This is a genomic window from Streptococcus acidominimus, assembly GCF_001921825.1.
Taxonomy (GTDB): domain Bacteria; phylum Bacillota; class Bacilli; order Lactobacillales; family Streptococcaceae; genus Streptococcus; species Streptococcus acidominimus.
Genome location: NZ_MSJL01000002.1, coordinates 22,722 through 47,435, shown reverse-complemented (window position 1 = coordinate 47,435; position 24,714 = coordinate 22,722). Strand labels below are relative to the sequence as shown.

Sequence of the window (24,714 nt, the reverse complement as noted above, 5' to 3'; positions counted from 1 at the left end):
AGAATACCTCTCTATTCTAAAGTTTGAAAAGATTCTCTAGCCAATAGATATGTCATTTTAGCTCATACCTATTCTTCTTCTTTTCGACCTTTACTCATCAACCAGAATAAGGATGTTCCCAAGACTGTAAGTAGACCTGCCACTTGAGTTCCTGCGACACTGCTTTCACCAGTGTTTGGTAGTTGAGCTTGTTTTCTGATTTGGTCTTGTCCTGCTAGAGATACTGGTTTCACTTCTCCTGCTTGAGGGGCTGGAGTGTTCTTGCCTCTAACGATATAGGCTCCATCAATCTCAAAGCCAGAACCATCTGGGAAGATGACTGCTAGACTGCCCTTGTCTGAAACAAAGATTTTCGTACCAGCAGGTAGCTGTGGATTTGCTTTCTCAAAGGCTTCTTTGACCTGTTCTTTCTCCTGATCGGTAAGTTGGTTGACATTGCCAACTTCCGTCACAGATGGTAACTGCGGTTGATAGACCATGCTGTCCTTTTGCTTAACTGGAACTTCAATTATATCGGTTGTGCCGTCTGGATAAGTCACCGTCACTTGGACAACTGGGTTGTCTGGAGTACCGGACACTTTATCCGCTGGAGTAACAACTGTTCCTTGTGGTAAGTTGCTGGTATCCACTTTATCTGTAACAACTGCCTTATCCGCGTCACTCAATGGACTTTCTGGTGTATCTGAACCATCAATCAAGGCTTTACCTGCAGAGATTTCTGGTGTGCCGTCCGCATCTGGTTTGACCGTTGGCTCATTGCTTGCACTGTCTTTCTGCTTCACAGGGATATTCACTGTATCGGTTGTGCCATCTGGGTAGGTTACCGTTACTTCAACGACTGGGTTGTCTGGTGTACCTGTTACCTTATCAGCTAGGGTTACAGTAGTTCCATCTGGTAGCTTGCTAGTGTCTACCTTGTCCTTAACCGCTTCTTTATCCGCGTCAGTCAATGGGCTGTTTGGCTTATCTGAACCATCAATCAAGGCTTTACCTGCAGAGATTTCTGGTGTGCCGTCCGCATCTGGTTTGACCGTTGGCTCATTGCTTGCACTGTCTTTCTGCTTCACAGGGATATTCACTGTATCGGTTGTGCCATCTGGGTAGGTTACCGTTACTTCAACGACTGGGTTGTCTGGTGTACCGCTTACCTTATCTGCTGGAGTAACTATTGTACCCTCTGGTAAGTTGCTAGTATCCACTTTGTCTGCAACAACTGCCTTATCTGTGTCACTCAATGGGCTTTCTGGGGTGTCTGAACCGTCAATCAAGGCTTTGCCCGCGGAAATAGCTGGTGTGTTTGCCTCATCTGGTTTAACCGCTGGCTCATTGCTTGCGCTGTCCTTTTGCTTAACAGGAACTTCGATTGTGTCAGTGGTGCCGTCTGGATAGGTTACGGTCACTTCAACAACTGGATTAGCCTCTGTTCCTGTAACTTTATCAGCTGGAGTAACAACTGTTCCTTCTGGTAAGTTGTTAGTGTCTACCTTGTCTTTTACAGCTTCTTGGTCAGCTGGACTTAGTGGACTTTCTGGTGTATCGGAACCGTCAATGAGAACTTTACCTGCAGAGATTTCTGGGGTGCCATCCGCATCTGGTTTGACCGTTGGCTCATTGCTTGCGCTGTCCTTTTGCTTAACAGGAACTGCAATTGTATCAGTGGTGCCGTCTGGATAGGTAACTGTTACTTCAACAACTGGATTTTCTGGAGTTCCGCTTACCTTATCGGCTGGAGTTACAGTTGTACCCGCTGGCAGGTTGCTAGTGTCCACCTTGTCCTTAACCGCTTCTTTATCCGCGTCAGTCAATGGGCTGTTTGGCTTACCTGAACCGTCAATCAAGGCTTTACCTGCAGAGATTTCTGGTGTGCCGTCCGCATCTGGTTTGACCGTTGGCTCATTGCTTGCACTGTCTTTCTGCTTCACAGGGATATTCACTGTATCGGTTGTGCCATCTGGGTAGGTTACAGTTACTTCAACGGCTGGGTTGTCTGGTGTACCTGTTACCTTATCAGCTGGGGTTACAGTAGTTCCATCTGGTAGCTTGCTAGTGTCTACCTTGTCCTTAACCGCTTCTTTATCCGCGTCAGTCAATGGGCTGTTTGGCTTATCTGAACCATCAATCAAGGCTTTGCCTGCAGAAATAGCTGGTGTGTTTGGCTCGTCAGCTTTGACACTTGGCTCATTGCTTGCACTGTCTTTCTGCTTCACAGGGATATTCACTGTATCGGTTGTGCCATCTGGATAGGTGACAGTTACTTCAACAACTGGATTTTCTGGTGTTCCGCTTACCTTATCAGCTGGGGTTACAGTAGTACCCGCTGGCAAGTTGCTAGTGTCCACCTTATCCTTAACCGCTTCTTGGTCAGCTGGACTTAGTGGACTTTCTGGTACATCTGAACCGTCAATCAAGGCTTTGCCTGCGGAAACAGTTGGAGTATTTGCCTCATCTGGTTTAACCGTTGGCTCATTGGTGGCGCTGTCCTTTTGCTTAACAGGGACTTCAATTGTGTCAGTAGTGCCGTCTGGGTAGGTGACAGTTACTTCAACAATTGGATTTTCTGGTGTTCCTGTTACCTTATCAGCTGGGGTTACTGTTGTACCCGCTGGCAAGTTGCTGGTATCCACCTTATCCTTAACAGTTTCTTGGTCGGCTGGACTTAGCGGACTTTCTGGAGTGTCAGAACCGTCAATCAAGGCTTTACCTGCAGAAACTGCTGGTGTGTTTGCCCCATCTGGTTTAACCGTTGGCTCATTAGTTGCGCTATCCTTTTGCTTAACTGGAACTGCAATTGTATCAGTGGTGCCGTCTGGATAAGTAACTGTTACGGAAACTACTGGACTGTCCTCCGTGCCTGATACCTTATCAGCTGGAGTTAGGGTTGTGCCATCTGGTAGCTTGCTAGTGTCTACCTTGTCCTTAACTGCTTCTTGGTCAGCTGGACTTAACGGACTTTCTGGAGCGTCTGAACCGTCAATCAAGGCTTTACCGGCGGAAATAGCGGGTGTATTTGGCTCATCAGCTTTTACGCTTGGCTCATTAGTTGCGCTGTCCTTTTGCTTAACAGGAACGTTAATTGTATCGGTTGTGCCATCTGGATAAGTGACAGTCACTTCAACGACTGGATTTTCTGGTGTTCCTGTTACCTTATCGGCTGGAGTAACTGTGGTACCTGCTGGTAGGTTGCTGGTATCCACCTTATCCTTAACCGCTTCTTGGTCAGCTGGACTTAGCGGACTTTCTGGTGTATCGGAACCATCAATCAAGGCTTTACCGGCGGAAACTTCTGGGGTGCCAGTTTCATCTGGCTTCACAGTTGGCTCATTGCTTGCGCTGTCTTTCTGCTTCACAGGGATATTCACTGTATCAGTGGTTCCGTCTGGGTAGGTTACCGTTACTTCAACGACTGGGTTGTCTGGGGTACCTGTTACCTTGTCGGCTGGAGTTACAGTAGTTCCATCTGGTAGCTTGCTAGTGTCTACCTTATCCTTAACAGCTTCTTGGTCAGCTGGACTTAATGGGCTGTTTGGCTTGTCGGAACCATCAATTAAGGCTTTGCCTGCAGAAACAGTTGGTGTGTTTATCTCATCTGGTTTGACGCTTGGCTCATTAGTTGCGCTGTCCTTTTGTTTAACTGGAACTTCGATTGTATCAGTTGTTCCATCTGGGTAGGTGACAGTTACTTCAACGACTGGATTGTCTGGGGTACCTGTTACCTTGTCGGCTGGAGTTACAGTAGTTCCATCTGGTAGCTTGCTAGTGTCTACCTTGTCCTTAACCGCTTCTTTATCCGCGTCAGTCAATGGGCTGTTTGGCGTGTCGGAACCATCAATTAAGGCTTTGCCTGCAGAAATAGCTGGTGTGTTTGGCTCGTCAGCTTTGACACTTGGCTCATTAGTTGCGCTGTCCTTTTGCTTAACTGGGACTTCGATTATGTCAGTAGTGCCGTCTGGGTAGGTGACAGTTACTTCAACGACTGGGTTGTCGGGAGTACCGGACACTTTATCCGCTGGGGTAACAACTGTTCCTTGTGGTAAATTGCTGGTATCAACTTTATCCGCAACAACTGCCTTATCCGCGTCACTCAATGGGCTTTCTGGCGTATCGAAACCATCAATCAAGGCTTTGCCTGCGGAAACAGTTGGAGTATTTGCCTCATCTGGTTTAACCGTTGGCTCATTAGTTGCGCTGTCCTTTTGCTTAACAGGAACGTCAATGGTATCGGTCGTACCGTCTGGATAAGTAACCGTTACGGGAACTACTGGGTTGTCGGCTGTGCCACCTACCTTATCTGCTGGAGTAACAACTGTGCCTTCTGGCAACTTGCTAGTGTCTACTTTATCCGCTACAAGAGCCTTATCTGCGTCTGACAATGGACTTTCTGGCGTATCGGAACCATCAATCAAGGCTTTGCCTGCAGAAACAGTTGGTGTGTTTGCCTCATCTGGTTTAACCGTTGGCTCATTGCTTGCGCTGTCCTTTTGCTTAACAGGAACGTTAATTGTATCGGTTGTTCTGTCTGGGTAGGTTACCGTTACTTCAACGACTGGATTGTCGGGAGTTCCTGTTACCTTATCGGCTGGGGTTACTGTTGTACCCGCTGGCAAGTTGCTGGTGTCTACCTTGTCCTTAACCGCTTCTTTATCCGCGTCAGTCAATGGGCTGTTTGGCGTGTCGGAACCATCAATCAAGGCTTTGCCTGCGGAAACAGTTGGAGTATTTGCCTCATCTGGTTTAACCGTTGGCTCATTAGTTGCGCTGTCCTTTTGCTTAACTGGAACTGCAATTGTATCAGTGGTGCCATCAGGATAGGTTACAGTTACTTCAACAACTGGATTTTCTGGAGTTCCGCTTACCTTATCGGCTGGGGTTACTGTTGTACCCGCTGGCAAGTTGCTGGTGTCCACTTTGTCCGCAACAACTGCCTTATCTGCGTCACTCAATGGGCTTTCTGGTGTATCTGAACCATCAATCAAGGCTTTACCTGCGGAAACAGTTGGTGTGTTTGGTTCGTCAGCTTTGACGCTTGGCTCATTAACTGCGCTATCCTTTTGTTTAACAGGAACTTCAATTGTATCGGTTGTGCCGTCTGGATAAGTGACAGTTACTTCAACAACTGGATTTTCTGGAGTTCCGCTTACCTTATCGGCTGGAGTAACTGTGGTACCTGCTGGTAGGTTGCTGGTATCCACCTTATCCTTAACAGTTTCTTGGTCGGCTGGACTTAGCGGACTTTCTGGAGTGTCAGAACCGTCAATCAAGGCTTTACCTGCAGAAACTGCTGGTGTGTTTGGCTCGTCAGCTTTGACACTTGTCTCATTGATTGCGCTGTCCTTTTGCTTAACAGGAACGTTAATTGTATCGGTTGTTCCATCTGGATAAGTGACAGTCACTTCAACAACTGGATTGTCGGGAGTACCGCTTACCTTATCGGCTGGGGTTACGGTTGTACCTGTTGGCAAGTTGCTGGTATCCACTTTATCCTTAACAGCTTCTTGGTCTGCTGGACTTAGCGGACTTTCTGGGGTATCGGAACCATCAATCAAGGCTTTGCCTGCGGAAACAGCTGGAGTATTCGGTGCATCTGGTTTCAATTGTGGTTCATTCGTTGCATTATCCGCACCCTTAGTGATTTCAACCGGAACATTCACGATTTCCTTGGTGCCATCTGGATAGGTGACCTCAACGGGAACGTTGTGGGTACCTACCGTTGTTGGAAGGTCGCCCTTGACCTGTTTATCCGTCAATTGCGTACCATTTGGCGCGGTGACTTGGTCAGTCACATCTTGCGGAGTGACAGGGTCAGTTTCCGGTTTCGTTACCTTGCCAACGATTGGATCAAACTGGTCTTTATCCGCTACGTCTGTGATTTCAACCGGAACATTTACGATTTCCTTGGTGCCATCTGGGTAGGTAACTTCGACTGGAACGTTATGGGTACCCACCATTGTTGGAAGGTCACCCTTAACCTGTTTATCCGTCAGTTGAGTACCGTTTGGTGCTGTGACTTGACCCGTTACATCTTGAGCTGTTACAGGATCAGTTTCTGGCTTGGTAACCTTACCAACGATTGGATCGAACTGGTCTTTGTCCGCTACGTCTGTGATTTCAACAGGAACGTTCACAATTTCCTTAGTGCCATCTGGGTAGGTGACCTCAACAGGAACGTTATGCGTACCCACCGTTGTTGGAAGGTCGCCCTTGACCTGTTTATCCGTCAATTGGGTACCATTTGGCGCAGTAACTTGATTCGTCACATCTTGAGCTGTCACTGGGTCTGTTTCTGGTTTCGTTACCTGACCAACAACTGGATCATATTTGGCATTATCCTTTTGTTTTACAGGCACATCAACTGTATCAGTTGTTCCGTCCGGATAACGTACCGTTACTGGAACGACGGGATTATCTGCAGTGCCACCAACTGTACCTGCTGGTTCTAACCTTGTACCTTGTGGTAAACCTGTTGTATCGACTTTGCCTTTTACAACTTCTTGGTCGGCTGGACTTAATGGACTATTTGGTGTATCTGAGCCATCAATAATAGCTTCGCCTGCGCTAGCTGTTGGATTATATTTGGCACTATCTTTTTGTGCGATTGTTTTGTCTGGTCCATAATTCACAACTGGAGATGTTGTCCCATCAGTATAGGTAAGTGTTGCTTCTCCCGTGTCACTGACTGCCACACTTTGAATAGGAACGGTTGGATTCGCTTCTTGAATAGCCTGCTCAATCTTTGCTTTCTCAGTAGGACTTAATTGCTGGGGATTATCGACCAGAACTTTTTCAGGGTCACGTAACTGGAAGGGGATAACTGCATTACTTTCATCAGATAAGACCTCAGCACCATTCACAACCTTGGAAGAACGTGCTGTGATTGGTTTTTCTAACAAAGGTGTAGTCGGATGGATGTGGGCTACACCATTTTCATCAGATGGAGCTTGACCAATTTCTTGTCCATTTTGATAAAGCTTAATTGTAGCATTTGGCTCGCCGCGTACAATAACGATATTATTTTGTGTACCTGCTGCATTTTGTACACTCACAATCGGAATAACAGGAATATGAATGCCTACAGAGAAACTAGAGCGATTAAATTTGAATTTATGTTCATTGAATGCAAAGCCGGTCATTGCATCCAATTTAATATCAAACTCTTTCTCTGGATTTGTATTGGCCTCAACAAGATCAGCGATACTATAATGCCACTCTTTATCTGCAAAAGTAATATGCATCATTTTATCATTAGCTGAATACCTTACAAGCAAATTAGCATACTTAGCTGTGACCAAATTTTTATCGATCTCTTTCCAAGAAGAATCTGTTTCTGGCATCGCTGATGTATTTCTTTCTGATGAAACATCTGTATATGCACCACTTACCAGTTTATGTATTCTACCAATTGGGTAAAGATGTGGGCCGTCCACATAGCTTCTACCACTATGCCAACTTAATATCTCAAATCTTAAGATATTCTTACTAGAAGGATTTTCCTCATCTGAAAAGGAGAAAGCTAACATATCACCTCTAGTTATACCATCAAATTTATCCCCTATGTAAACATCCGCATCAAAACTAAAATCATGTAATAGACTAACTTTATCCTTATAATTAACCCGTGCTTCTGTATAATAGGTATTATCTGGAATTAAGATAACCTCTTTACCCTCATTTGTTAGAGATACCTCTTCACCAGTATTTCTATCGTGTCTAATAATAGTTAAATATTGGGAAAATTCTTCATTTCCTATTGTTACTGGAATATAGGTCTTAGTTGGGCTTGTTTCAGTATCAGCCGATCGCAATACTCGTCTGCTTGCTACCGGTTTTTGTTTTACAACTTGGCTGGAAGCTAGCGTCGCTGTTTTCTCACCAAAGTAAAGGGTCACTTGACCATTATCTGCAACCACCACATCTGTTGCAGTTTCATTAACTGCTAAGACATTGGCTCTTACTTCTGCTTTTTCATTTTCTGTTAGAGCATTCACATTCCCCACTGGAACTTTTGTTGGCTCCTTTACTGTAAGCGCAGGCTTATCTTCTTGTGGGCTTGCTTCAACTGCGGTTGTTTCTGATGTTGCAACTGGTTTTTCTTCTGTTACCGCTGTATCAACTGCGGTTGCTTTGGCAACCTCTTGAATTTCTAGGCTTGCTTTCTCTAGGTCATCTGCTACTGCTGTATCGGTAGAAGGGGCTTCTGCTGGTGTCACACTTGCTTCGGTAGAAGCTGGAACAAGGACGGTCTCCTCTGCTTTCGCCACTTCCTCTACCACTGTCTCTGCGGGCTGACTATCTAGGGAAACATTTTCCTCTGCCTGAACAATGGGACTTCCCAGAAGAAGGCTACCCAAGAGGACACTCACGGCTCCGACATGATAGGTCCGAATAGAGAAACGTTGTCCTAGACGATACCAGTCCATTTTCTGTCTACTTTTCAATTTACTGTACTCCTTTGAATTGTAATCCACTATTCGTCATGCTTGTATTCTTTCGATCAAGCCAAATGCGACCAGAATATCCTCTTTCCTTAGGTAATAGCGAGAAAATACCCACAAGCCTTTCCTAGACGAGGGAGGATTCCAACAAGACCTTTGGCTTTCCTAAAAGATGAAGCAGACGCATAGTCTACACATATTCTACCCCCCCCCGTTCGATTTTGTCAAGTATTTTCTTTGAGTTTTTAAATTATTTTTTCTAGTTAATTTTCTTGCTATAATCATAGAATCTTGGACAAATTTCTTCCCAATCTCACGAAAAAAAGCAACGGCATCAAACCGTTGCTCTTGCATGATAGAGATTGACTTATAGTTGTCAAATAATAGAAATGCTAGTTCATGTATAGCCACGATCACAGAAATCAGACGGCCTTACCAAGTGGATTTTCTAAGACCAGGAGGTTACTTCAAAAGTACAAGTTTGTTCATTATAAACATATTGATAGTTATTCACCTCACCCAAAGCTTGAAAAATAGCATTATTTTCTGTTGATGCCAGTGCAATCATTTGTTGCATGGCCTCTCCATTTGCAAATTGGAGTAGAATTTTATCAGCGCCTTGTAATCTTTGTTCAGTGATTGATTGTAGAATGGCTCCTTCATCAAAATTCGTAAAATAAACGCCCTTTTGAACATAGTAGTTCAATGAATTATCAGTATAGCTGGGATAGCTTAACTCCTGCGTTTTAGGATACGAATCCCTTCCCCAATACTTGAGCAAGCTTTTATCAGCCACCCTGCTTCTTTCTAGCATTTCACTTGGAACACATAGGTAATCGTAGGAAATGTCGGTGTAGATTTCGCTCCCCATCGCTTGGTCAAAAACAGGATCTCCCCACGTTGTATCAACGCCGTAATATTGGTCATTGATCTTGACCAAATTCCATGCGTGACCGATCTCTTCTCCGGAACTACCTTTTGCAACACCAGATACATAGATACAATCAATTCCCGCTTTTTTACAGAGATACTGAAAGGTTCTGCTATAACCTGCACATACCGATTTTTTATCTAATAAAACGCTAAGAATACCTTGGCTTCTCCAACTAGGATTCCTGCTTTTGAAAGCTTCTATATCATATTCTGTTTGCTTGATAATCGCTTCATAAAAATATTTGACCTTTTCATAGTCTGACCCAGTCGGTGCTTGTTCTAGTATACTCGTCACCTGTTTTTCTAATTGATTGTTCACTGGAGATAGGTCAAAGGGATAAGTCGGTTCTTCCAAATCCAGGAAATCAATCCCATCCGCCATAGCTTCTTCATCCGTTAGCCAATAAAATTCTGGGTAATCATAGGCAACAGATAAATAAACTTGGACATAATTCTCCTCGTTAGCCAAGTCTATATCAATGACTTGTGTTCGTTTTTTTAAGCCATTTACAAATTGCAGATAGATACGGCGCTCCTTTTCCGTAGCTAATTGTTGGTAGTAAAAATTTTTTTGGACTTCTTCTTTTAAACTTTCCAATTCAGCCTCAAGCTACTTCTTTTCCTGAGAAGCCTCTGCTAGAAAATGATCCAACTGATCACTGGTCTTTGGGGTTGAGCAGGCTGATAGCAGGGCTACTGATAGCAAGGTTAATAGGCTGAACGGAACTCTTTTCATAATCACACTCCATATTTTTCTGTTTAGTTAAACATACCACCATTCAAGCATTTTGTCAATGTCTACAAAAAACTAGACCAGGTTATTTTCCTAATCTAGTAATCAATATCCTATATTTATTTTGGTAAATGTACTTCAAAAAGACTTCCTTTTGGTTGGCGATCTTGAACACTGATCGTTCCATGCAAGGTTTCGATAATCTGCTTGGCTAGTGATAAACCGAGACCAAAACCACCCTTTTGACGAGTCCTTGCCTTATCGACACGGTAGAAACGATCAAAGATTTTCTTTTTATTTTCAGGGCTAATCCCGAGACCATTATCTGCAACCTTCAGTACTAGGAAACGATCCTTAATCAAGATGTCAATCCAGATATGCCCGTCATCCTCGGTATATTTCATAGCATTGTCTACCAAAATGGTCATCAATTGTTTCAGTAAGATCTTGTCTGTATGGAGAACTTCCTTGACCTGATTTTGGGCAGTCAAGAGTTTCCCATTTTCCTCAGCCATAATAGCATAGTTTGCCAAGAGTTCATCAAAGAAAGTCGGCTGAATAGCCACGATTTCCGGTTTTAAACCGTCATCTCGCCGCGCAAGATTTAGTAAGTTGGTCGTTAAGAGCCGCATATTGCGCACTTCTGCAAGGCTTGAGGCAATGTTCTCACTGCTGTCCATAATTGTCGCTTCGGGATGTCTGAACAGGCTTTCCAGACGATTTTGTAGGACTGTGAGAGGGGTTCGCAATTCATGGCTGGCATTTTCCACAAATTCTTTCTGCTTTTGAAAGCTGGCTAAAATCGGGCGCATGCTGACATTTGACAGATAGATACTTGCCACAATCGAAATCAGCCAAAAGCCAATCATCACAAACATGACTGTCGATTCATAGGAGGCGATAGAAGACTTGATTTGACTGGTATTGAAAAGAATAGTCGCGTATTTGAGATCTAGACCTGTGTAAGCTGAAACTGCGTTAGCTGGCAGGGCGATCGTCATACAACGATAGTATTCTTTTTCGCCGAAGGGAGTTGTCACGGTACATTCCGTAATGCTATCTAAGGACTCCTTGTTAACTTGTAGGCTGGATAGACCAGAGAAATAGTCCACTTGGTTGAGACGATTCCCCTTGCTATCGTACAGCACCACGTGGTAATTAGCATTCAGCCTGATTTTGGAAGTCGGATAAAAGAACTTGTATTTTTCTTCCTCGTCATTCGCCTCATCGGTCTTTTTTTCCTTATTGGCTTGGTTTGCGCTCGTATTTTTTTCCCAAACAATTTCTGCTTCAGGCGACAAACCGCGCGCTCTTGCAAACTCCATCATCATCTCTGGGTCACTGGCGATTTCCTTGAAATTCTCATCGGAACCCCGATACATGGTGGAGCGCATCAGCTGGAAAATAATCACGGTCATCAGGCTAAAAATGAGGGTGAAAACAGCAAAATAACGGATAAAATAGGAAAAATTATCCGTATAATAGAGTTTGCGAAATTTAATCAGCATGCTTCAAGATATAACCGACACTTCTGAGAGTTTGCAGCTGCTCACCAAAGGTCGTCCCTTTCAATTTTTTTCTAATTTTAGAGACATAGACTTCAACAACTGAAATGGTGGTATCACTATCAAAGCCCCAAATACGATCAAAAATTTGCGTCTTTGGTAAAATCACATTTTGATTTTGTAGGAAATAAACCAGTAGATCAAATTCCTTGCCGAGCAATTCTATTTCAGTGCCGTTGACGGTCGTTGTGTTGGTAGACAAATCGACAGAGAGATCCCCGAATAGCAGGACATTTTCGTTGAATTTGCCCGAGCGCTTCAAGAGGGCTTGGATCCGCATCTTCAACTCTTCTAAGTAAAAGGGCTTGGTCAAGTAATCATCAGCCCCTAATTCAAAGCCGTGTCCCTTGTCGTCCAGACTTTCTTTGGCGGTTGTAATTAAGACAGGTGTGGCAATGCCCTTTTCCCGCAATTCCTTGAGGACCTGAAAACCATCTTTTTCTGGAAGCATTAAGTCTAGCAAAATAAGGTCGTAGACACCTGATTCCGCCTCATACAGACCTTCGTCACCGTCAAAGACCTGCATGACATCTGCAAAATCATCTAAAAAATCAAATACTGAATTTGATAAACTCAAGTCATCTTCTACGAGTAGGATCTTAATCATTCTCATTCCTCCTATGCTATCTATTAGACTTCCTAGAAAGCCATCTTCTTTCTTGCTCGTTCCACTACTGGAGAAAACTAGATTTCAGGGCTAAGCCTCTCTCTTTTCCTATGAACGATATGCAAGGCGTTTTATGTCGCGCCATCCTCACTGTCACCACTTCTGGAAAAGAAGAACAGAAGCCAGTTTTGTAGAAAGTCTATTATATCATGAACTTTGCTGATACCGAAACAATTGCAGGATTTCCTGTTGCGACATCTTATAAGCAAGATAAACAATAGTCTACAATCTTGTCTTTTACTTTCGTCCAACAAGAGACAGACTACCTAACAGTACCATCTATTCCTGTATTATACCTCACCAAACTTAAAGGAAGCTAAAAATCTGGACGAATGTCCAGATTTGGATTTTATATGGTCGAACGACTTAACTTTAAGACAAGGAATTGAGAGGCAGACCCTACTAAAAGCAGACGAAACGACTATATAGCAAAAATTGATTCAAATGACTATAACTCTGTGATATTTCCTGTGCGGAGGTAGACGACCCACTCGCAGATATTTTTAGCATAATCACCGATCCGCTCGAGGTAGGAGATAACTTGGAAATAATCACGACCAGCAATCAAGGCGTCTGGATTTTTCTTGATTTCTTCTGTCGCCAAATCTTGAATCGCATTGTAGTACTGGTTGATGGTCTCATCATGGGCTGCTAGCTCATAGGCCTGCTCGGTGTCGCCACCGTTCAAGTATAGCTCCAAGGCAGCTTCGACCAATTTACGGACTTCACGTCCCATCTTCTTAATCTCTGCCTCAACAACCTGAATGCGGACTTCCCCTTTCATACGGATAGCCGCTTCGGCAATTGATACCGCGTGATCACCCATACGCTCCAAGTCGTTTGTCGCTTTTAAGACGGTGATAACTGTACGCAAGTCAGTAGATACAGGCTGCTGCAAGGCGATCATTTCAAGGGATTTTTTCTCCAGCTTGATTTCAAAGGCATTGATTTTTGCATCTGATTCAATGACTTCCTTTGCCAGTTCACGATCATGCGTGATAAAGGCTTGTACGGTATTGTTGATTTGTCCAAGCACTTCATTTCCCATGGCATAAAACTGATTATGCAATTTGTCTAATTCTTCTTCAAATTGTGTTCTTAACATAGTTATTGTTCCTTTTATTATCCAAATTTTCCTGTGATGTAGTCCTCTGTTTCTTTATGAACAGGATTGAGAAAGACTTCTCTAGTCTTGTTGTACTCCATCAAATTCCCATCTAAGAAGAAGCCCGTTCGATCTGAAACCCGTGAGGCTTGCTGCATGGAACGAGTAACCATAATCATGGTGTACTTGTCTTTCAAGCCATACAAGGTATCTTCGATCTTTCCTGCTGAAATCGGGTCGAGGGCTGATGTCGGCTCATCAAGAAGGATAATTTTAGGACTGGTTGCAAGAACCCGGGCTACACAAACCCGCTGCTGCTGACCACCTGATAAACCGAGGGCTGAATCATGCAAACGATCCTTGACCTCATCCCAGATAGAGGCGCTCATCAAGGATTTCTCCACCGCCTCATCCAAAACACGCTCGTCCTTAATACCATTGATCCGTAAACCATAGACTACATTTTCATAAATCGTCATTGGAAAAGGATTGGGCTGCTGGAAAACCATCCCGATCTCTTTGCGCAAATCGACTGTGTCCGTACGTGGACTATAAATATTTCGACCATTATAGTCAATCGCCCCCGTCAGGGTCACTTCTGGATTTAAATCCCCCATACGGTTAATAGAACGCAAAAGGGTAGACTTCCCAGATCCTGACGGCCCAATCAAGGTTGTGATTTCATTCGGATAAAAATCAATGGAGACATTGTTCAAGGCCTTTTTCTTATTGTAATAAACAGACAAGTCTTTGACTTGTAAAATCGGTGCTGTCATCAAAGTTCCTTTCTATCCAAAGTGTCCTGACACATAGTCGCTGGTGGATTGTAGTTTGGCATTTTGGAAGATATGAGCTGTCTTGTCATACTCAATCAAATCTCCCAAATAAAAGAAGGCTGTATAGTCACTGGCACGAGCTGCCTGTTGCATATTGTGGGTTACAATGATAATGGTGTAGTTCTTCTTCAATTCAAACATGGTTTCTTCCAACTGCATGGTTGCGATCGGATCGAGCGCTGAGGCAGGCTCATCCATCAGCAAAATTTCGGGCTTGACAGCAATCGCTCGCGCAATGCACAGGCGTTGCTGCTGACCACCTGACAGGGTAAAGGCAGACTTGTGAAGATCGTCTTTGACCTGCTCCCAGAGCGCTGCTTGTTTGAGAGAGGTTTCAACAATCTCATCCAAGATTTTTTTATCTTTCACACCCGCACGTTCATGGGCAAAGGTTATATTGCGGTAAATGGACTTTGCAAAAGGGTTCGGACGTTGAAAGACCATACCAATATGCTTACGCATTTCATAGACATTGATGTCAGGACGGTTGACATCCACTCCCTCATAGAGAATTTCCCCAGTCACCTTCGCAATATCAATCGTATCATTCATACGGTTCAAACTCCGTAGATAGGTCGACTTCCCAGATCCTGACGGCCCAATCAAGGCTGTAATTTTATTTTTTTCAAACTGCATATCAATGCCCTTGATGGATTCCTTACCACCATAGTAGACATGTAAATCCTTGGTTTCTAGGGCAATCTTCTCCTGTTCAAAGGTAATGATATGCTTTTCATTCCAATTGTATTCTGCCATTTTATCTCCTCTAACTTAGGCTGCAGATGTTAATTTCGCATGCAATCTCTTACCGATATAGCGTGCAGAAACGTTGAAAATCAAGATGAAAATCAAGAGGATCGCTGCACTACCAGCAGAAACCTGAGTCGCATCTGGAATAGTTCCCTCACTGTTTACCTTCCAGATATGAACTGCGAGTGTTTCTGACTGACGGAAAATCGAAATCGGACTGGTAACGCTAAGCGGATTCCAATTAGACCAGTCAAGGGCTGGCGCAGATTGACCTGCTGTATAGATAAGAGCCGCCGCTTCTCCAAAAATACGACCAGAAGCAAGGACAATCCCTGTCACAATCCCCGGAAGAGCTTCCGGGATGACGACATGAACGACGGTTTCCCAACGAGAAATCCCAAGGGCAAGCCCCGCCTCACGCTGGGTATGGTGGACATTCCGAAGACTGTCTTCCACATTGCGCGTCATTTGTGGCAAGTTAAAGACCGTTAGTGCCAAGGCACCTGATAAGATTGAAAATCCATACTGGAATTGAACAACGAAAATCAAATAGCCGAATAAACCAACAACGACAGACGGCAAGGAAGATAAGATCTCAATACAGGTCCGAATGAAGTTGGTCAAGCGTCCCTTCTTAGCATATTCCGCTAGGTAGATACCTGCTCCCGTAGAAAGGGGGACAGAAATCAAGATGGTAACTACGAGTAGGAAAAAGGAATTGTAAAGCTGAATCCCTATTCCTCCTCCTGCTTGATAAGAAGAAGATTTCCCTGTCAAGAATGACCAGCTGACATGTGGCAGACCTCGCAACAAGATATAGAGAATAAGGGAGGTCAAGATGGCAACGATAATGCCTGCAATGGAATACAAAATCCCAGTCGCTAATTTATCAACTTTCTTAGCGTGCATAGTTTCTCTTCCTCTCTCTCGTAATAAATTTCATAATCAAATTAAAGACTAGGCTCATCAATAATAGGACAAGGGCAAGTGACCAAAGAACATTGTTTTGAACCGTACCCATAACGGTATTTCCGATTCCCATTGTAAGGACAGAGGTCAGGGTTGCAGCTGGCGTTGTCAAAGAAGTTGGAACAACAGCCGAATTTCCCACGACCATTTGAATCGCCAGCGCTTCACCGAAAGCACGAGCCATTCCAAAGACTACCGCAGTGAAAATACCAGACTTTGCCGCATGAAGGGTCACACGCCAAATGGTTTGCCAGCGCGTTGCCCCCATGGCAAGACTGGCTTCACGGTAGTGGCGAGGAACAGCCCGCAAACTATCGACCGTCATAAAGGTCACTGTCGGCAAAATCATAACAAAGAGTACAAAGACCCCGGATAATATACCGAACCCTGTTCCACCAAAGATAGAGCGAACAAAGGGAACCACGACCTGCAGACCGATAAATCCGTAGACAACTGATGGAATACCCACCAACAGCTCGATAACCGGTTGCAAGATTTTTGCCCCATACTTAGGCGAAACCTCGGTCATAAAGACCGCTGCTCCAATCGCAAAGGGGGTAGCAATCATGGCAGATAAAATGGTGACGATAAAAGAGCCTGCAATCATTGGAAAGGCACCGAAAGACTTAATGGCTGGCTTCCAAACGCTTCCGAATAAGAATTCAAAGATGTTGACGCCGTTCACAAAGAAAGTAGACAAGCCCCGCTGCGCGACAAAGAGTAGAATCATTGCCACGATAAAGACGATCAAGGCTAAGCAAAGAAAGGTGATGCTCTTTCCAAATTTCTCCAAGCGAGAATTTTTAGAAGGGGAGAGCAATTCTTTCGCAAGTTGTTCATTTTTCATGCTTACTTTTTCTCCTTCACTATACCATCTGCACTCTTTGTGACTTTCATGTCATTGACTGAAATATAGCCCATATCTACGACAATTCCTTTTTGAACCTTGTCAGACATGACATAGTCGATAAATTCTTTTTCAAGACCCGTTGCCTCACCCATCGTATACATGTGCTCATAAGACCAAATCGGCCAGTCATTGGTCACAACATTGTCCATGGTTGGCTCAAAGCCACCTAGTCGAATGGTCTTGATGGAATCATCAACGTAGGAAAAGGCAAGATAGGAAATGGCTCCCGGTGTTTGGGACACGATAGACTTTACCATTCCGTTTGAATCCTGCTCCAAACTTTGAGCCGCTTCTTCGCCTTTCATGACAACCGCATCAAAGGTTGCCCGAGAACCAGAACCTACCGCACGGTTGATAATGGAAATTGGCAAGTCCTTTCCACCCAACTCTTTCCAGTTGCGCACTTCACCCAAAAAAATCTTTTTGAGCTGTTCCAGACTAATATCGTTCACACTGACCTCTTTATTGACGATTACCGCAATACCGGCTACGGCAACTTGATAATCGGCTAACTTATCCGCAGCAATACCCGATTTTTCTTCGGCAAACACATCGCTGTTGCCGATTTGAACGGCTCCCGACTGGACTTGTGATAATCCTGTACCAGATCCGCCCCCTTGGACATTGATGGTCTTCCCCTTGTTTTCAGTCCCAAATTCATCCGCTGCCGCTTCTACCAAGGGCTGAAGAGCCGTTGAGCCAACTGCTGTAATCGATTCTCCACGGTCGATCCATGAAGCACAGGCAGACAAACTAAGGCTCGCTGAAAGACATACAGCTAGTATGCCAAGCGTACGCTTTTGTTTCATTTTTCCTTTTTCCTTTACATTTTTACGTGGTTTTCTATGTATCGGTTTACAGTAGTCTTACAACCCCTTTACAAGAATTTTACACATTTCCACTATATCATATAACCTCTCAAGTTGCAAAGTATTTCTAACTAAGATACGAGGGCGTGTAAAAAGCGAATGAAAAATAGGAAATACGACGAAGAAGCTTCTGCTTCTAGGAGTATTTATCCCTAAAGGGAGCCACAGCTGTAACTAGCTAAAGCTAGAACACCTGCGTCTCTTTTTTCCGAGCTTTTAGCCCGAGTTCAATTACACAAGATACGAGGGCGTTAAACGAGCAAGGCAAAATAGGAGTATTTCCTAGAACTTTAAGTTCTAGGAAATACTACACCTAAAGGTAGCCACAGCTCCAAAGATATACTATGCCTTTGGAGCAAATAAAATTTGCAACGGCTCTTTTTCCGAGCTTTCTAACTTTATGAACCGAATAACGTTGACGCAGTGGTTGATAGCTTCAATGGCTATCATAGCCTTGAAGATTGGAAATGAACTGCTGCTCTTTTCAGGAAACAGGCTAAAAAGCTCCACTGGAGCTTTTTAGCCTGTTTCCCACTCCACATCTGACCTCTACGACTGATGCGAACTCGTTGGCTTCATGTCCAACCTCCAACAGTCACTACTCTGACTGTTGGCTATGCCGGGGGGGGAGTGAAATGGTCTGGGAATAGACCGTCTCAGCCCGAAACCAGAATGCAGGAAATAGGGTACAAACCGAACTCTTTCTTATGTGTTTTGAGTTCTTTCCCACCCCCGAAGCAACTCCTAGACAAAATAGACGACCTCACAACTTCGTTATGAGGCCCCCAGTGAAGATAGTTGGGTTAGCCACAAATGAAATGGTATGAATAACCAGCTAACCACTGCCAATAAATAAGGCACAGACTTCGTTTGTCTTATTTGATTTCTACCAACCGTTTAGCCGTAGACTGTTGGTAGTGCTAGGAAAACCTAAGCCCTTTTGGAAAGGCGTTTTTAAGGGTTCCAGAGACGATCTTGGCAAAGCCGAGACCGTTCCCTGCTATGACAACTTGGTACCAACCATTCGGCAAATCCTTGGATACCGCAATTGTCTGCCCTGCTACATACTGGATAAATTCTTCTTCTGAAATCTCTACCCGCCGCTGTACTTCCTCACTCTTTAAAGCCAGTCCCAAGGCAAAACTTGGTTCAAAACGCTTCTTCTTGAAGGTTCCCAGATGAAGTCCGTTGCGGGCAATTCTGATCTTAGAAATATCTGGCAAGCCTTGAGGCAATAGATAGAGCTGGTCGCCAAAGACCTGCAAGATACCATCAGCTTGGAAGTTGAGGCTATTTTTAGAGAAGTCCTGCCATAACTGACGTTGCTCTCGGCTAAGATTAGATGGATTAGGCTTGCCTTTCTTGCGCGTTTGCGCCTGACCCTTGTAGCGGAACTTGGCGACAAACTGCCCCTCGCCCTTAAAATGGTGCGGATACATGCGCGCCGTTTGGGGCAAGTCAATGCCTTCTACCATCCCATTGATTTTGGGAATATCCAGCAATTCTACATCATAGTGGCGCAAGAGCCAGTGGACAATCTCCTCATTTTCTTCTGGCGCCCAAGTACAGGTCGAATAGATCAACTGTCCATCAGGAGCCAGCATTTCCATGGCAGAAGCCAGAATCTCCCGCTGTAAGACGGCACATTTTGAGGGATAATCTTTTGACCAATAGTTCATGGCTGCGGGATCCTTGCGGAACATCCCCTCTCCCGAACAAGGGGCGTCTAGGACAATCATATCAAAGTATCCTGCAAAGACCCGCGCCAACCGCTCTGCTGACTCATTGGTCACAAGGACATTCCGCGCCCCAAAGCGCTCCATATTTTCGACTAAAATCCGCGAGCGTTTCTTTGATATTTCATTGCTGACCAAGATGCCGCTGTTGTCCAAGTAAGACAGAAGGTGGCTGGATTTGCCACCAGGGGCTGCTGCCAAGTCTAGCACTTTCATACCATGAGTAGGCGCTGCAATATGACCAACGATTTGTGCCGCAGGTTCCTGCGAGTAAACAAGCCCTGTTACATGTGCCACTGATTTGCCAGAGACTTTGCCATAGTAAGACCAAGGCATCTTCTCAATCTTTTGCTCAAATGATTGCTGGACTTCCTTTAAGGGATTGGTCCGAAAACCTGCTACTGCGGGTTCTTGAAAGCTCTCAAAAAAGGCTGGTGCTTCCGCACCTAGCAATTGTTCATATTTTGCTTTAAATTCTGTTGGTAATGACATCACTGTAAATACCCTATTATTTCATTTATTTTTTCAGTAGGCGCAAGCATCACACATTCCCGACCGTAAAAGGCTGGCTTTTCTCCCTTGGTTGTCATCAAGGTATAGCCTAACTTTTCACCTAAGACACTGGCTGCTGCATAGTCCCAAGGATAGACATAGCAGGCTTGAGCCAGCAGACGCCCAGTTAGGACATGGGAAAAACCGATTCCTGCACTACCGATAGAACGAGTCCCCAAGGTATGGTCTGCTAAATCAGCCAAACCATCAACATTTTGAGCATAGAGACCTGCATTGAGACCGATCAACCCCTCTTTCAAGGACTTGGTATGAAAGGGAGGCAAGAGACGATCGTTTTCATAGACAGGGAAATCACCACCACCGTGGTAGAGCTTGTCTGCTATCACATCATAAATCAGTCCAAACTGTCCCACCCCATCTTCAAAATAGGCCAGTAGGACCGCAAAATCTGCCTGTTGGACAATGAAATTCGTTGTGCCATCAATGGGATCAATCACCCAGACCTTTTCCTGACCCATTGGCAAGTGTTCTGGACTTTCTTCCCCTAGAATGCGGTCTGCTGGATAGCGCGCCAAAATACGGTCTGTCAAACGATCCTGTACAGTCTTATCCAGCTGGGTTACTAAGTCTGTAAAATGCCCCTTCTCCTCAATTTCCAACTCATCATGTAGGTGCTGCCTTAAAAACTCTCCAGCTTCAAGAACAAGCTCTTTTGCAAACTGATACTTATCTTCCAAGGGACATCACTCCTTTCCCCTGTGCCTTTGCCTGTTGGAGGGCTCGGTAAGTCGAATAGCCTGAAGCTACTTCAAATTCACGATCAATGCGCCGCTCTTCTCCCTTGCTTTTCACAACTGCTTTAAACTGGGCATAGGCTTCCAAAAAAGCACTAACTGTCACGCCTCCCTCATAGGCTTTTTCCACCTGATTTAAAAAAGAAAGCACGGAGGAAAGTTCCTCTGTGCTCCACGAAAAATCAAGTGGGTAGGAATAATTCTTTTCCATATCTATACTTGTCCTATCTCCGCTTTCAATGTTGCATTTTTTAATTCTTGCTTGCGATATTTCCGTGGCAAAAAGGCACGGATTTCATCCTCGTTAAAGCCAATCTGCATCCGCTTCTCATCTAGGATAATGGGACGACGTAGCAGGCTTGGATAGGTCGCAATCAATTCGATCAGCTCTGAAATCGATAATTCATCGACATCAATATTGAGTTTTTGAAAGACCTTTGAACGTGTTGAGATCAAATCATCGGTACCATTTTCCGTAAAGGCTAGAATGGTCTTTAATTCCTCTGTCGTCAAAGGGCTGGTCATAATATTGTGCTCCGAAAAAGGTACCTGATGATTGGTTAGCCACGTTCTAGCCTTACGACAGCTAGTACAACTTGGTGATAAAAATAGTGTAATCATAAGCATACCTTTCTACATTAACTAAACTCTCAATCCTATTATACACTAGATAAAAACGTTTTACAAGATAAAATCCGATTTATCTGATAAAAGGTCTGAAAGGAATCATTGAATGTTCTTTCTGCTAATCCTTACGAACACTAACCTTTTCGGCATGCGACTACAAGTCTTCTCTCTTATGGGCTGTTGAGGGTGAGACGAACCCGCTACTTAGACGGGACAGACCTCTCTAATTGTTAGTTGGCATACTTTCTTTGAAGTACCTATCCTGATGAGTTTGAACGATTGCTCTGCAAGTCTGACATCCTACTTATCACACCAAAATTGACCGACAAGCATATTATCTCGAAAAGCTATATCATTTAGAGAAACGAACTCTTATACTTTAGCCTTTCTTCTCACTTGATAAGGCATCAAGTTTTGCCTCTAATCGCTGCAAGATGAGGTGTTGTTCTTCGATTTTAAGCGTTAGCTCATCAATCTTGGTGTCTCGCTCGCTATCGACAAAGAAACGCGTGATGATGGCTGTCACCATCCCGAAGGTCAAAATTCCAATCAACATCAGGAGGATCGCAATAATCTTAGCGATAGCTGTCTGGGGCACAATGTCTCCGTAGCCAACTGTCGTCATGGTTACGATTGACCACCAGAGGGAATTTAAAAAGGACTGTTTCTCCACAACTGTGAGAACACCACCTGCTACCGTAACCGCTACAAAATTGAGAATCAAGATTTTGGAGAGACCGTTGGTATTCATCAGTTTACGCAAGACATCCCAGAGCTTGCTAGAAACGGCAATCAAACGTGTGAACTTTAATATTCCAAATAACTTGACAAATCGGGCAATACGACCGATTCTGAAAAAGGCTGCTAATTGAACAAAGGGTAAGATCGCAATTAAATCAAGAATATTGGTGCGAATGTATCGTCCCTTATCCTCGGAATAGTATAGCTGACTACTATAATCAAACACGAAAGTAACCCAAAGCAAGGTGTCAAAGATCTGATAAAAGAGACTTTGAGCAGAAAGCACTGCCAGCATTTCACTGGCAATTAGTAACACATAGAGGACAGCCATCACAATCATCGCAACTTCATAGCGCGAGTCATTTATGATTTTCTTAATCATCTTCCTTCCAAGTGAGCGCGGTGCGCTCATCTTCTTTCATTTGTAACATTAGGGCATCAATACCATCAAATTTGATCATTTCTCGGATTTTTTCTAGCCAGTAAATCGTGATATTTTCCCCATAGATATAGCGTTCAAAACCAAAGATATGGGCTTCTAAGCGCAGTTCCGTTCCATCAAAGGTGATATTTTTTCCGACACTAGCCATGGCGCGGTAGCGTTTCCCTGCAATGTCAACATCTGCAACATAGACACCGTCTCCCGGTAAATGCACTGCATCAATCGGAGCGAGATTAGCTGTCGGATAGCCAATGGTACGCCCACGCGCATCTCCATGTACGACAATCCCCCGTGTCTCAAAGGGATAGCCCAATAATTGATTGGCTTCACTCACTCGACCTTCTTGAATCGCCTGACGGATCCGCGTTGACGAGATTTTCTCACCACCCAGCTGCACTTCTCCCACCACTTCGACCTCTCCGTCAAAGATTTCTTTTAAATCGGCAACCGTTGCCCGGCTGTTACCAAAATGGTAGTCAAAGCCCACGACCACCACACGGGCTTGCAGGGTCTTGATATAATGATCGACAAATGCTTGAGGGGTGTTCATTGCAAACTCGCTGGTAAAATCCGTTAAGTAAAGTTGATCTACACCGTACTGCTCAAAGAGTTGGTAACGGCGTTCAACACTCGTCAAATGGCGGAGCAAGTCCGGACGAAAGCGAGCAAAGGCAAGCTGTGGCGACTCGGGAAAGGTCAGAACCGTGACCGTCAGACCACGCTGGTCAGCTATGGCACGCGCCCTATCTAAAAGGGCCTTATGCCCCAGATGAATGCCGTCAAAATACCCCAATACCAACACGGTTTCTCCTTGGGGTTTGATCTCTCTATAATCGTTTATCCTTATCCGTTTCATCATTGTATTATTGTATCATAAAGCCTCAAAAAGACCTAGATAAAAACCTTCCTAGGCTTATAACAACCTTCTCTTTTTTCTAAAATGGCAATGAGCCTATCATCTGCAAAAGCAGCCAGCAGATCAGCGCTCTCATCCAAGCTGACAAAGCGCCCGTGTACCACTTCTACTACCTCTTCTTTTCCAAGCGACACCTGTGGCAAGTCACCAATTCCATGCTCAATCGGTTGCAGAAAAGATTTGTCCCCTGCTTCAAATAGACTAGCAACTTCTTCGATTGTCAGCGCATCTTCTATCACCATGCCAGCCGAACCTGTCCGCACTAGCTTCGACATGTGGCTGGCAAAGCCTAGCCTTGCACCCAAATCGACCGACAGGGTTCGCACGTAGGTTCCCTTGCCACAGCGCACACGGAAGGAAAAGCGGGCACAGTCACCCTCAAAAAGGAGAGGGCTGGTTCGCTCAAACTGGTGAATCACAACCCGGCGTTCCGGACGCTCAACTACTTCTCCTGCTCGTGCGTATTCATAGAGCTTACGCCCCTTGACCTTGACTGCTGAATACAAGGGGGGAACCTGCCTAATCTCTCCGATAAAACACTGCATGGCTCGGTCAATTTCTTCTTCTGTCAAGCTCATTGGAATCGGAGTTCGCTCTACTAGATCACCCGAAGCGTCCTCTGTTGTGGTAGTATAGCCGAGAGTGATTTCCCCCTCATAGACCTTTCCCTCTTCCTGCATGTACTCGATAAGGCGGGTAGCCTTTCCCACTGCAACTGGCAAGACCCCCGTCACATCTGGATCCAAAGTGCCACCGTGACCAATCTTCTTTTCTCCCAAAATCTTGCGCAGTTTAAAGATCACATCATGCGAGGTCATCCCCGCTTCTTTTTTTACATTGATAATTCCTGAAATCATAGAACTATTATAGCATGTTTCGCAACGATTTGGGAATCATTCTTTTGCAAACTGTATCAAGGACTGTTTCGTCACCATATTTAAACAACTTTATATATTATAGCTAATTGTATTATACTACCCCACCCCATCCCCTTTTAACAAGCCCTATTTTCTGAAATCATCTTTTTATTTTTATGCATATATCAGTTCATATTATTGGAATATTCTCCTTTACATGTAGTATAATAAAGTGACAAGTAGCAGATACAAAGTTCCTTCAAAACTCATGGTCTACCCTTGGGGATCCGTATCGATATGGCAAACCTCACCTTACCCTACG

General features: G+C 44.4%; 18 protein-coding genes. All 18 read right to left on the bottom strand.

What is annotated here, in order from left to right; all coding sequences use genetic code 11:
• Positions 1–68: 68 nt before the first annotated feature.
• Positions 69–8,432 (bottom strand): Rib/alpha-like domain-containing protein, encoded by an 8,364-nt coding sequence (locus BU200_RS00590; protein WP_142237007.1) that lies wholly within the window; start codon positions 8,430–8,432, stop codon positions 69–71.
• A 445-nt stretch (positions 8,433–8,877) separates the two neighbouring features.
• Positions 8,878–9,960, bottom strand: coding sequence for a transglutaminase domain-containing protein (locus BU200_RS00585; protein ID WP_244912649.1), 1,083 nt, complete (start codon positions 9,958–9,960; stop codon positions 8,878–8,880).
• A gap of 12 nt (positions 9,961–9,972) precedes the next feature.
• Positions 9,973–10,098 (bottom strand): lipoprotein, encoded by a 126-nt coding sequence (locus BU200_RS11425; RefSeq protein ID WP_244912648.1) that lies wholly within the window; start codon positions 10,096–10,098, stop codon positions 9,973–9,975.
• A gap of 116 nt (positions 10,099–10,214) precedes the next feature.
• Positions 10,215–11,603 (bottom strand): sensor histidine kinase, encoded by a 1,389-nt coding sequence (locus BU200_RS00580; protein WP_075098298.1) that lies wholly within the window; start codon positions 11,601–11,603, stop codon positions 10,215–10,217.
• Complete coding sequence (locus BU200_RS00575) at positions 11,593–12,267, bottom strand: response regulator transcription factor (protein ID WP_075098297.1); 675 nt, start codon at positions 12,265–12,267, stop codon at positions 11,593–11,595. The genes BU200_RS00580 and BU200_RS00575 overlap by 11 nt, the downstream gene beginning before the upstream one ends.
• A 508-nt stretch (positions 12,268–12,775) precedes the next feature.
• Complete coding sequence (gene phoU / locus BU200_RS00570) at positions 12,776–13,432, bottom strand: phosphate signaling complex protein PhoU (RefSeq protein WP_075098296.1); 657 nt, start codon at positions 13,430–13,432, stop codon at positions 12,776–12,778.
• A 17-nt stretch (positions 13,433–13,449) separates the two neighbouring features.
• A complete protein-coding gene (gene pstB / locus BU200_RS00565) occupies positions 13,450–14,208 on the bottom strand; it encodes a phosphate ABC transporter ATP-binding protein PstB (RefSeq protein WP_075098295.1) in 759 nt (252 codons plus the stop codon).
• Positions 14,209–14,220: 12 nt separating this feature from the next.
• Positions 14,221–15,024, bottom strand: coding sequence for a phosphate ABC transporter ATP-binding protein PstB (gene pstB / locus BU200_RS00560; protein WP_075098294.1), 804 nt, complete (start codon positions 15,022–15,024; stop codon positions 14,221–14,223).
• Between the two features lie 15 nt (positions 15,025–15,039).
• Complete coding sequence (pstA, locus tag BU200_RS00555; protein ID WP_075098293.1) at positions 15,040–15,927, bottom strand: phosphate ABC transporter permease PstA; 888 nt, start codon at positions 15,925–15,927, stop codon at positions 15,040–15,042.
• Entirely contained in the window at positions 15,917–16,834 is a 918-nt protein-coding gene (pstC, locus tag BU200_RS00550; protein ID WP_075098292.1) for a phosphate ABC transporter permease subunit PstC, read from the bottom strand. Before pstC ends, pstA begins: the two co-directional genes overlap by 11 nt.
• Positions 16,835–16,836: 2 nt before the next feature.
• The gene (locus tag BU200_RS00545) at positions 16,837–17,706 is read right to left on the bottom strand and encodes a phosphate ABC transporter substrate-binding protein PstS family protein (RefSeq protein ID WP_075098291.1); all 870 of its coding nucleotides are present in this window, start codon (positions 17,704–17,706) and stop codon (positions 16,837–16,839) included.
• Positions 17,707–18,686: 980 nt separating this feature from the next.
• Positions 18,687–19,994 carry an RsmF rRNA methyltransferase first C-terminal domain-containing protein gene (locus BU200_RS00540; protein ID WP_075098290.1) on the bottom strand — a complete coding sequence of 436 codons (1,308 nt, stop codon included), beginning with the start codon at positions 19,992–19,994 and terminating at the stop codon, positions 18,687–18,689.
• Positions 19,994–20,752 (bottom strand): inositol monophosphatase family protein, encoded by a 759-nt coding sequence (locus BU200_RS00535; protein ID WP_075098289.1) that lies wholly within the window; start codon positions 20,750–20,752, stop codon positions 19,994–19,996. Before BU200_RS00535 ends, BU200_RS00540 begins: the two co-directional genes overlap by 1 nt.
• Entirely contained in the window at positions 20,742–21,020 is a 279-nt protein-coding gene (locus BU200_RS00530) for a UPF0223 family protein (RefSeq protein WP_075098288.1), read from the bottom strand. Before BU200_RS00530 ends, BU200_RS00535 begins: the two co-directional genes overlap by 11 nt.
• A gap of 2 nt (positions 21,021–21,022) precedes the next feature.
• Positions 21,023–21,430 (bottom strand): Spx/MgsR family RNA polymerase-binding regulatory protein, encoded by a 408-nt coding sequence (locus BU200_RS00525; protein ID WP_075098287.1) that lies wholly within the window; start codon positions 21,428–21,430, stop codon positions 21,023–21,025.
• A 385-nt stretch (positions 21,431–21,815) separates the two neighbouring features.
• Entirely contained in the window at positions 21,816–22,559 is a 744-nt protein-coding gene (locus BU200_RS00520) for a potassium channel family protein (protein ID WP_075098286.1), read from the bottom strand.
• On the bottom strand, positions 22,552–23,475 hold the full coding sequence (locus BU200_RS00515; protein ID WP_075098337.1) for a bifunctional riboflavin kinase/FAD synthetase: 924 nt from the start codon (positions 23,473–23,475) through the stop codon (positions 22,552–22,554). Before BU200_RS00515 ends, BU200_RS00520 begins: the two co-directional genes overlap by 8 nt.
• A 35-nt stretch (positions 23,476–23,510) precedes the next feature.
• Positions 23,511–24,389, bottom strand: a complete 879-nt coding sequence (gene truB, locus BU200_RS00510; RefSeq protein ID WP_075098336.1) for a tRNA pseudouridine(55) synthase TruB — start codon at positions 24,387–24,389, stop codon at positions 23,511–23,513.
• Positions 24,390–24,714 lie beyond the last annotated feature (325 nt).

Coding starts and splice junctions, on each gene's coding strand:
- BU200_RS00525 (WP_075098287.1), bottom strand. CDS start 21,430: ATGATTACACTATTTTTATCACCAAGTTGTACTAGCTGTCGTAAGGCT.
- pstC (WP_075098292.1), bottom strand. CDS start 16,834: ATGAAAAATGAACAACTTGCGAAAGAATTGCTCTCCCCTTCTAAAAAT.
- BU200_RS00575 (WP_075098297.1), bottom strand. CDS start 12,267: ATGATTAAGATCCTACTCGTAGAAGATGACTTGAGTTTATCAAATTCA.
- BU200_RS00580 (WP_075098298.1), bottom strand. CDS start 11,603: ATGCTGATTAAATTTCGCAAACTCTATTATACGGATAATTTTTCCTAT.
- BU200_RS00530 (WP_075098288.1), bottom strand. CDS start 21,020: ATGGAAAAGAATTATTCCTACCCACTTGATTTTTCGTGGAGCACAGAG.
- pstA (WP_075098293.1), bottom strand. CDS start 15,927: ATGCACGCTAAGAAAGTTGATAAATTAGCGACTGGGATTTTGTATTCC.
- BU200_RS00540 (WP_075098290.1), bottom strand. CDS start 19,994: ATGTCATTACCAACAGAATTTAAAGCAAAATATGAACAATTGCTAGGT.
- pstB (WP_075098295.1), bottom strand. CDS start 14,208: ATGACAGCACCGATTTTACAAGTCAAAGACTTGTCTGTTTATTACAAT.
- pstB (WP_075098294.1), bottom strand. CDS start 15,024: ATGGCAGAATACAATTGGAATGAAAAGCATATCATTACCTTTGAACAG.
- phoU (WP_075098296.1), bottom strand. CDS start 13,432: ATGTTAAGAACACAATTTGAAGAAGAATTAGACAAATTGCATAATCAG.
- BU200_RS00545 (WP_075098291.1), bottom strand. CDS start 17,706: ATGAAACAAAAGCGTACGCTTGGCATACTAGCTGTATGTCTTTCAGCG.
- BU200_RS00520 (WP_075098286.1), bottom strand. CDS start 22,559: ATGATTAAGAAAATCATAAATGACTCGCGCTATGAAGTTGCGATGATT.
- BU200_RS11425 (WP_244912648.1), bottom strand. CDS start 10,098: ATGAAAAGAGTTCCGTTCAGCCTATTAACCTTGCTATCAGTAGCCCTG.
- BU200_RS00515 (WP_075098337.1), bottom strand. CDS start 23,475: ATGAAACGGATAAGGATAAACGATTATAGAGAGATCAAACCCCAAGGA.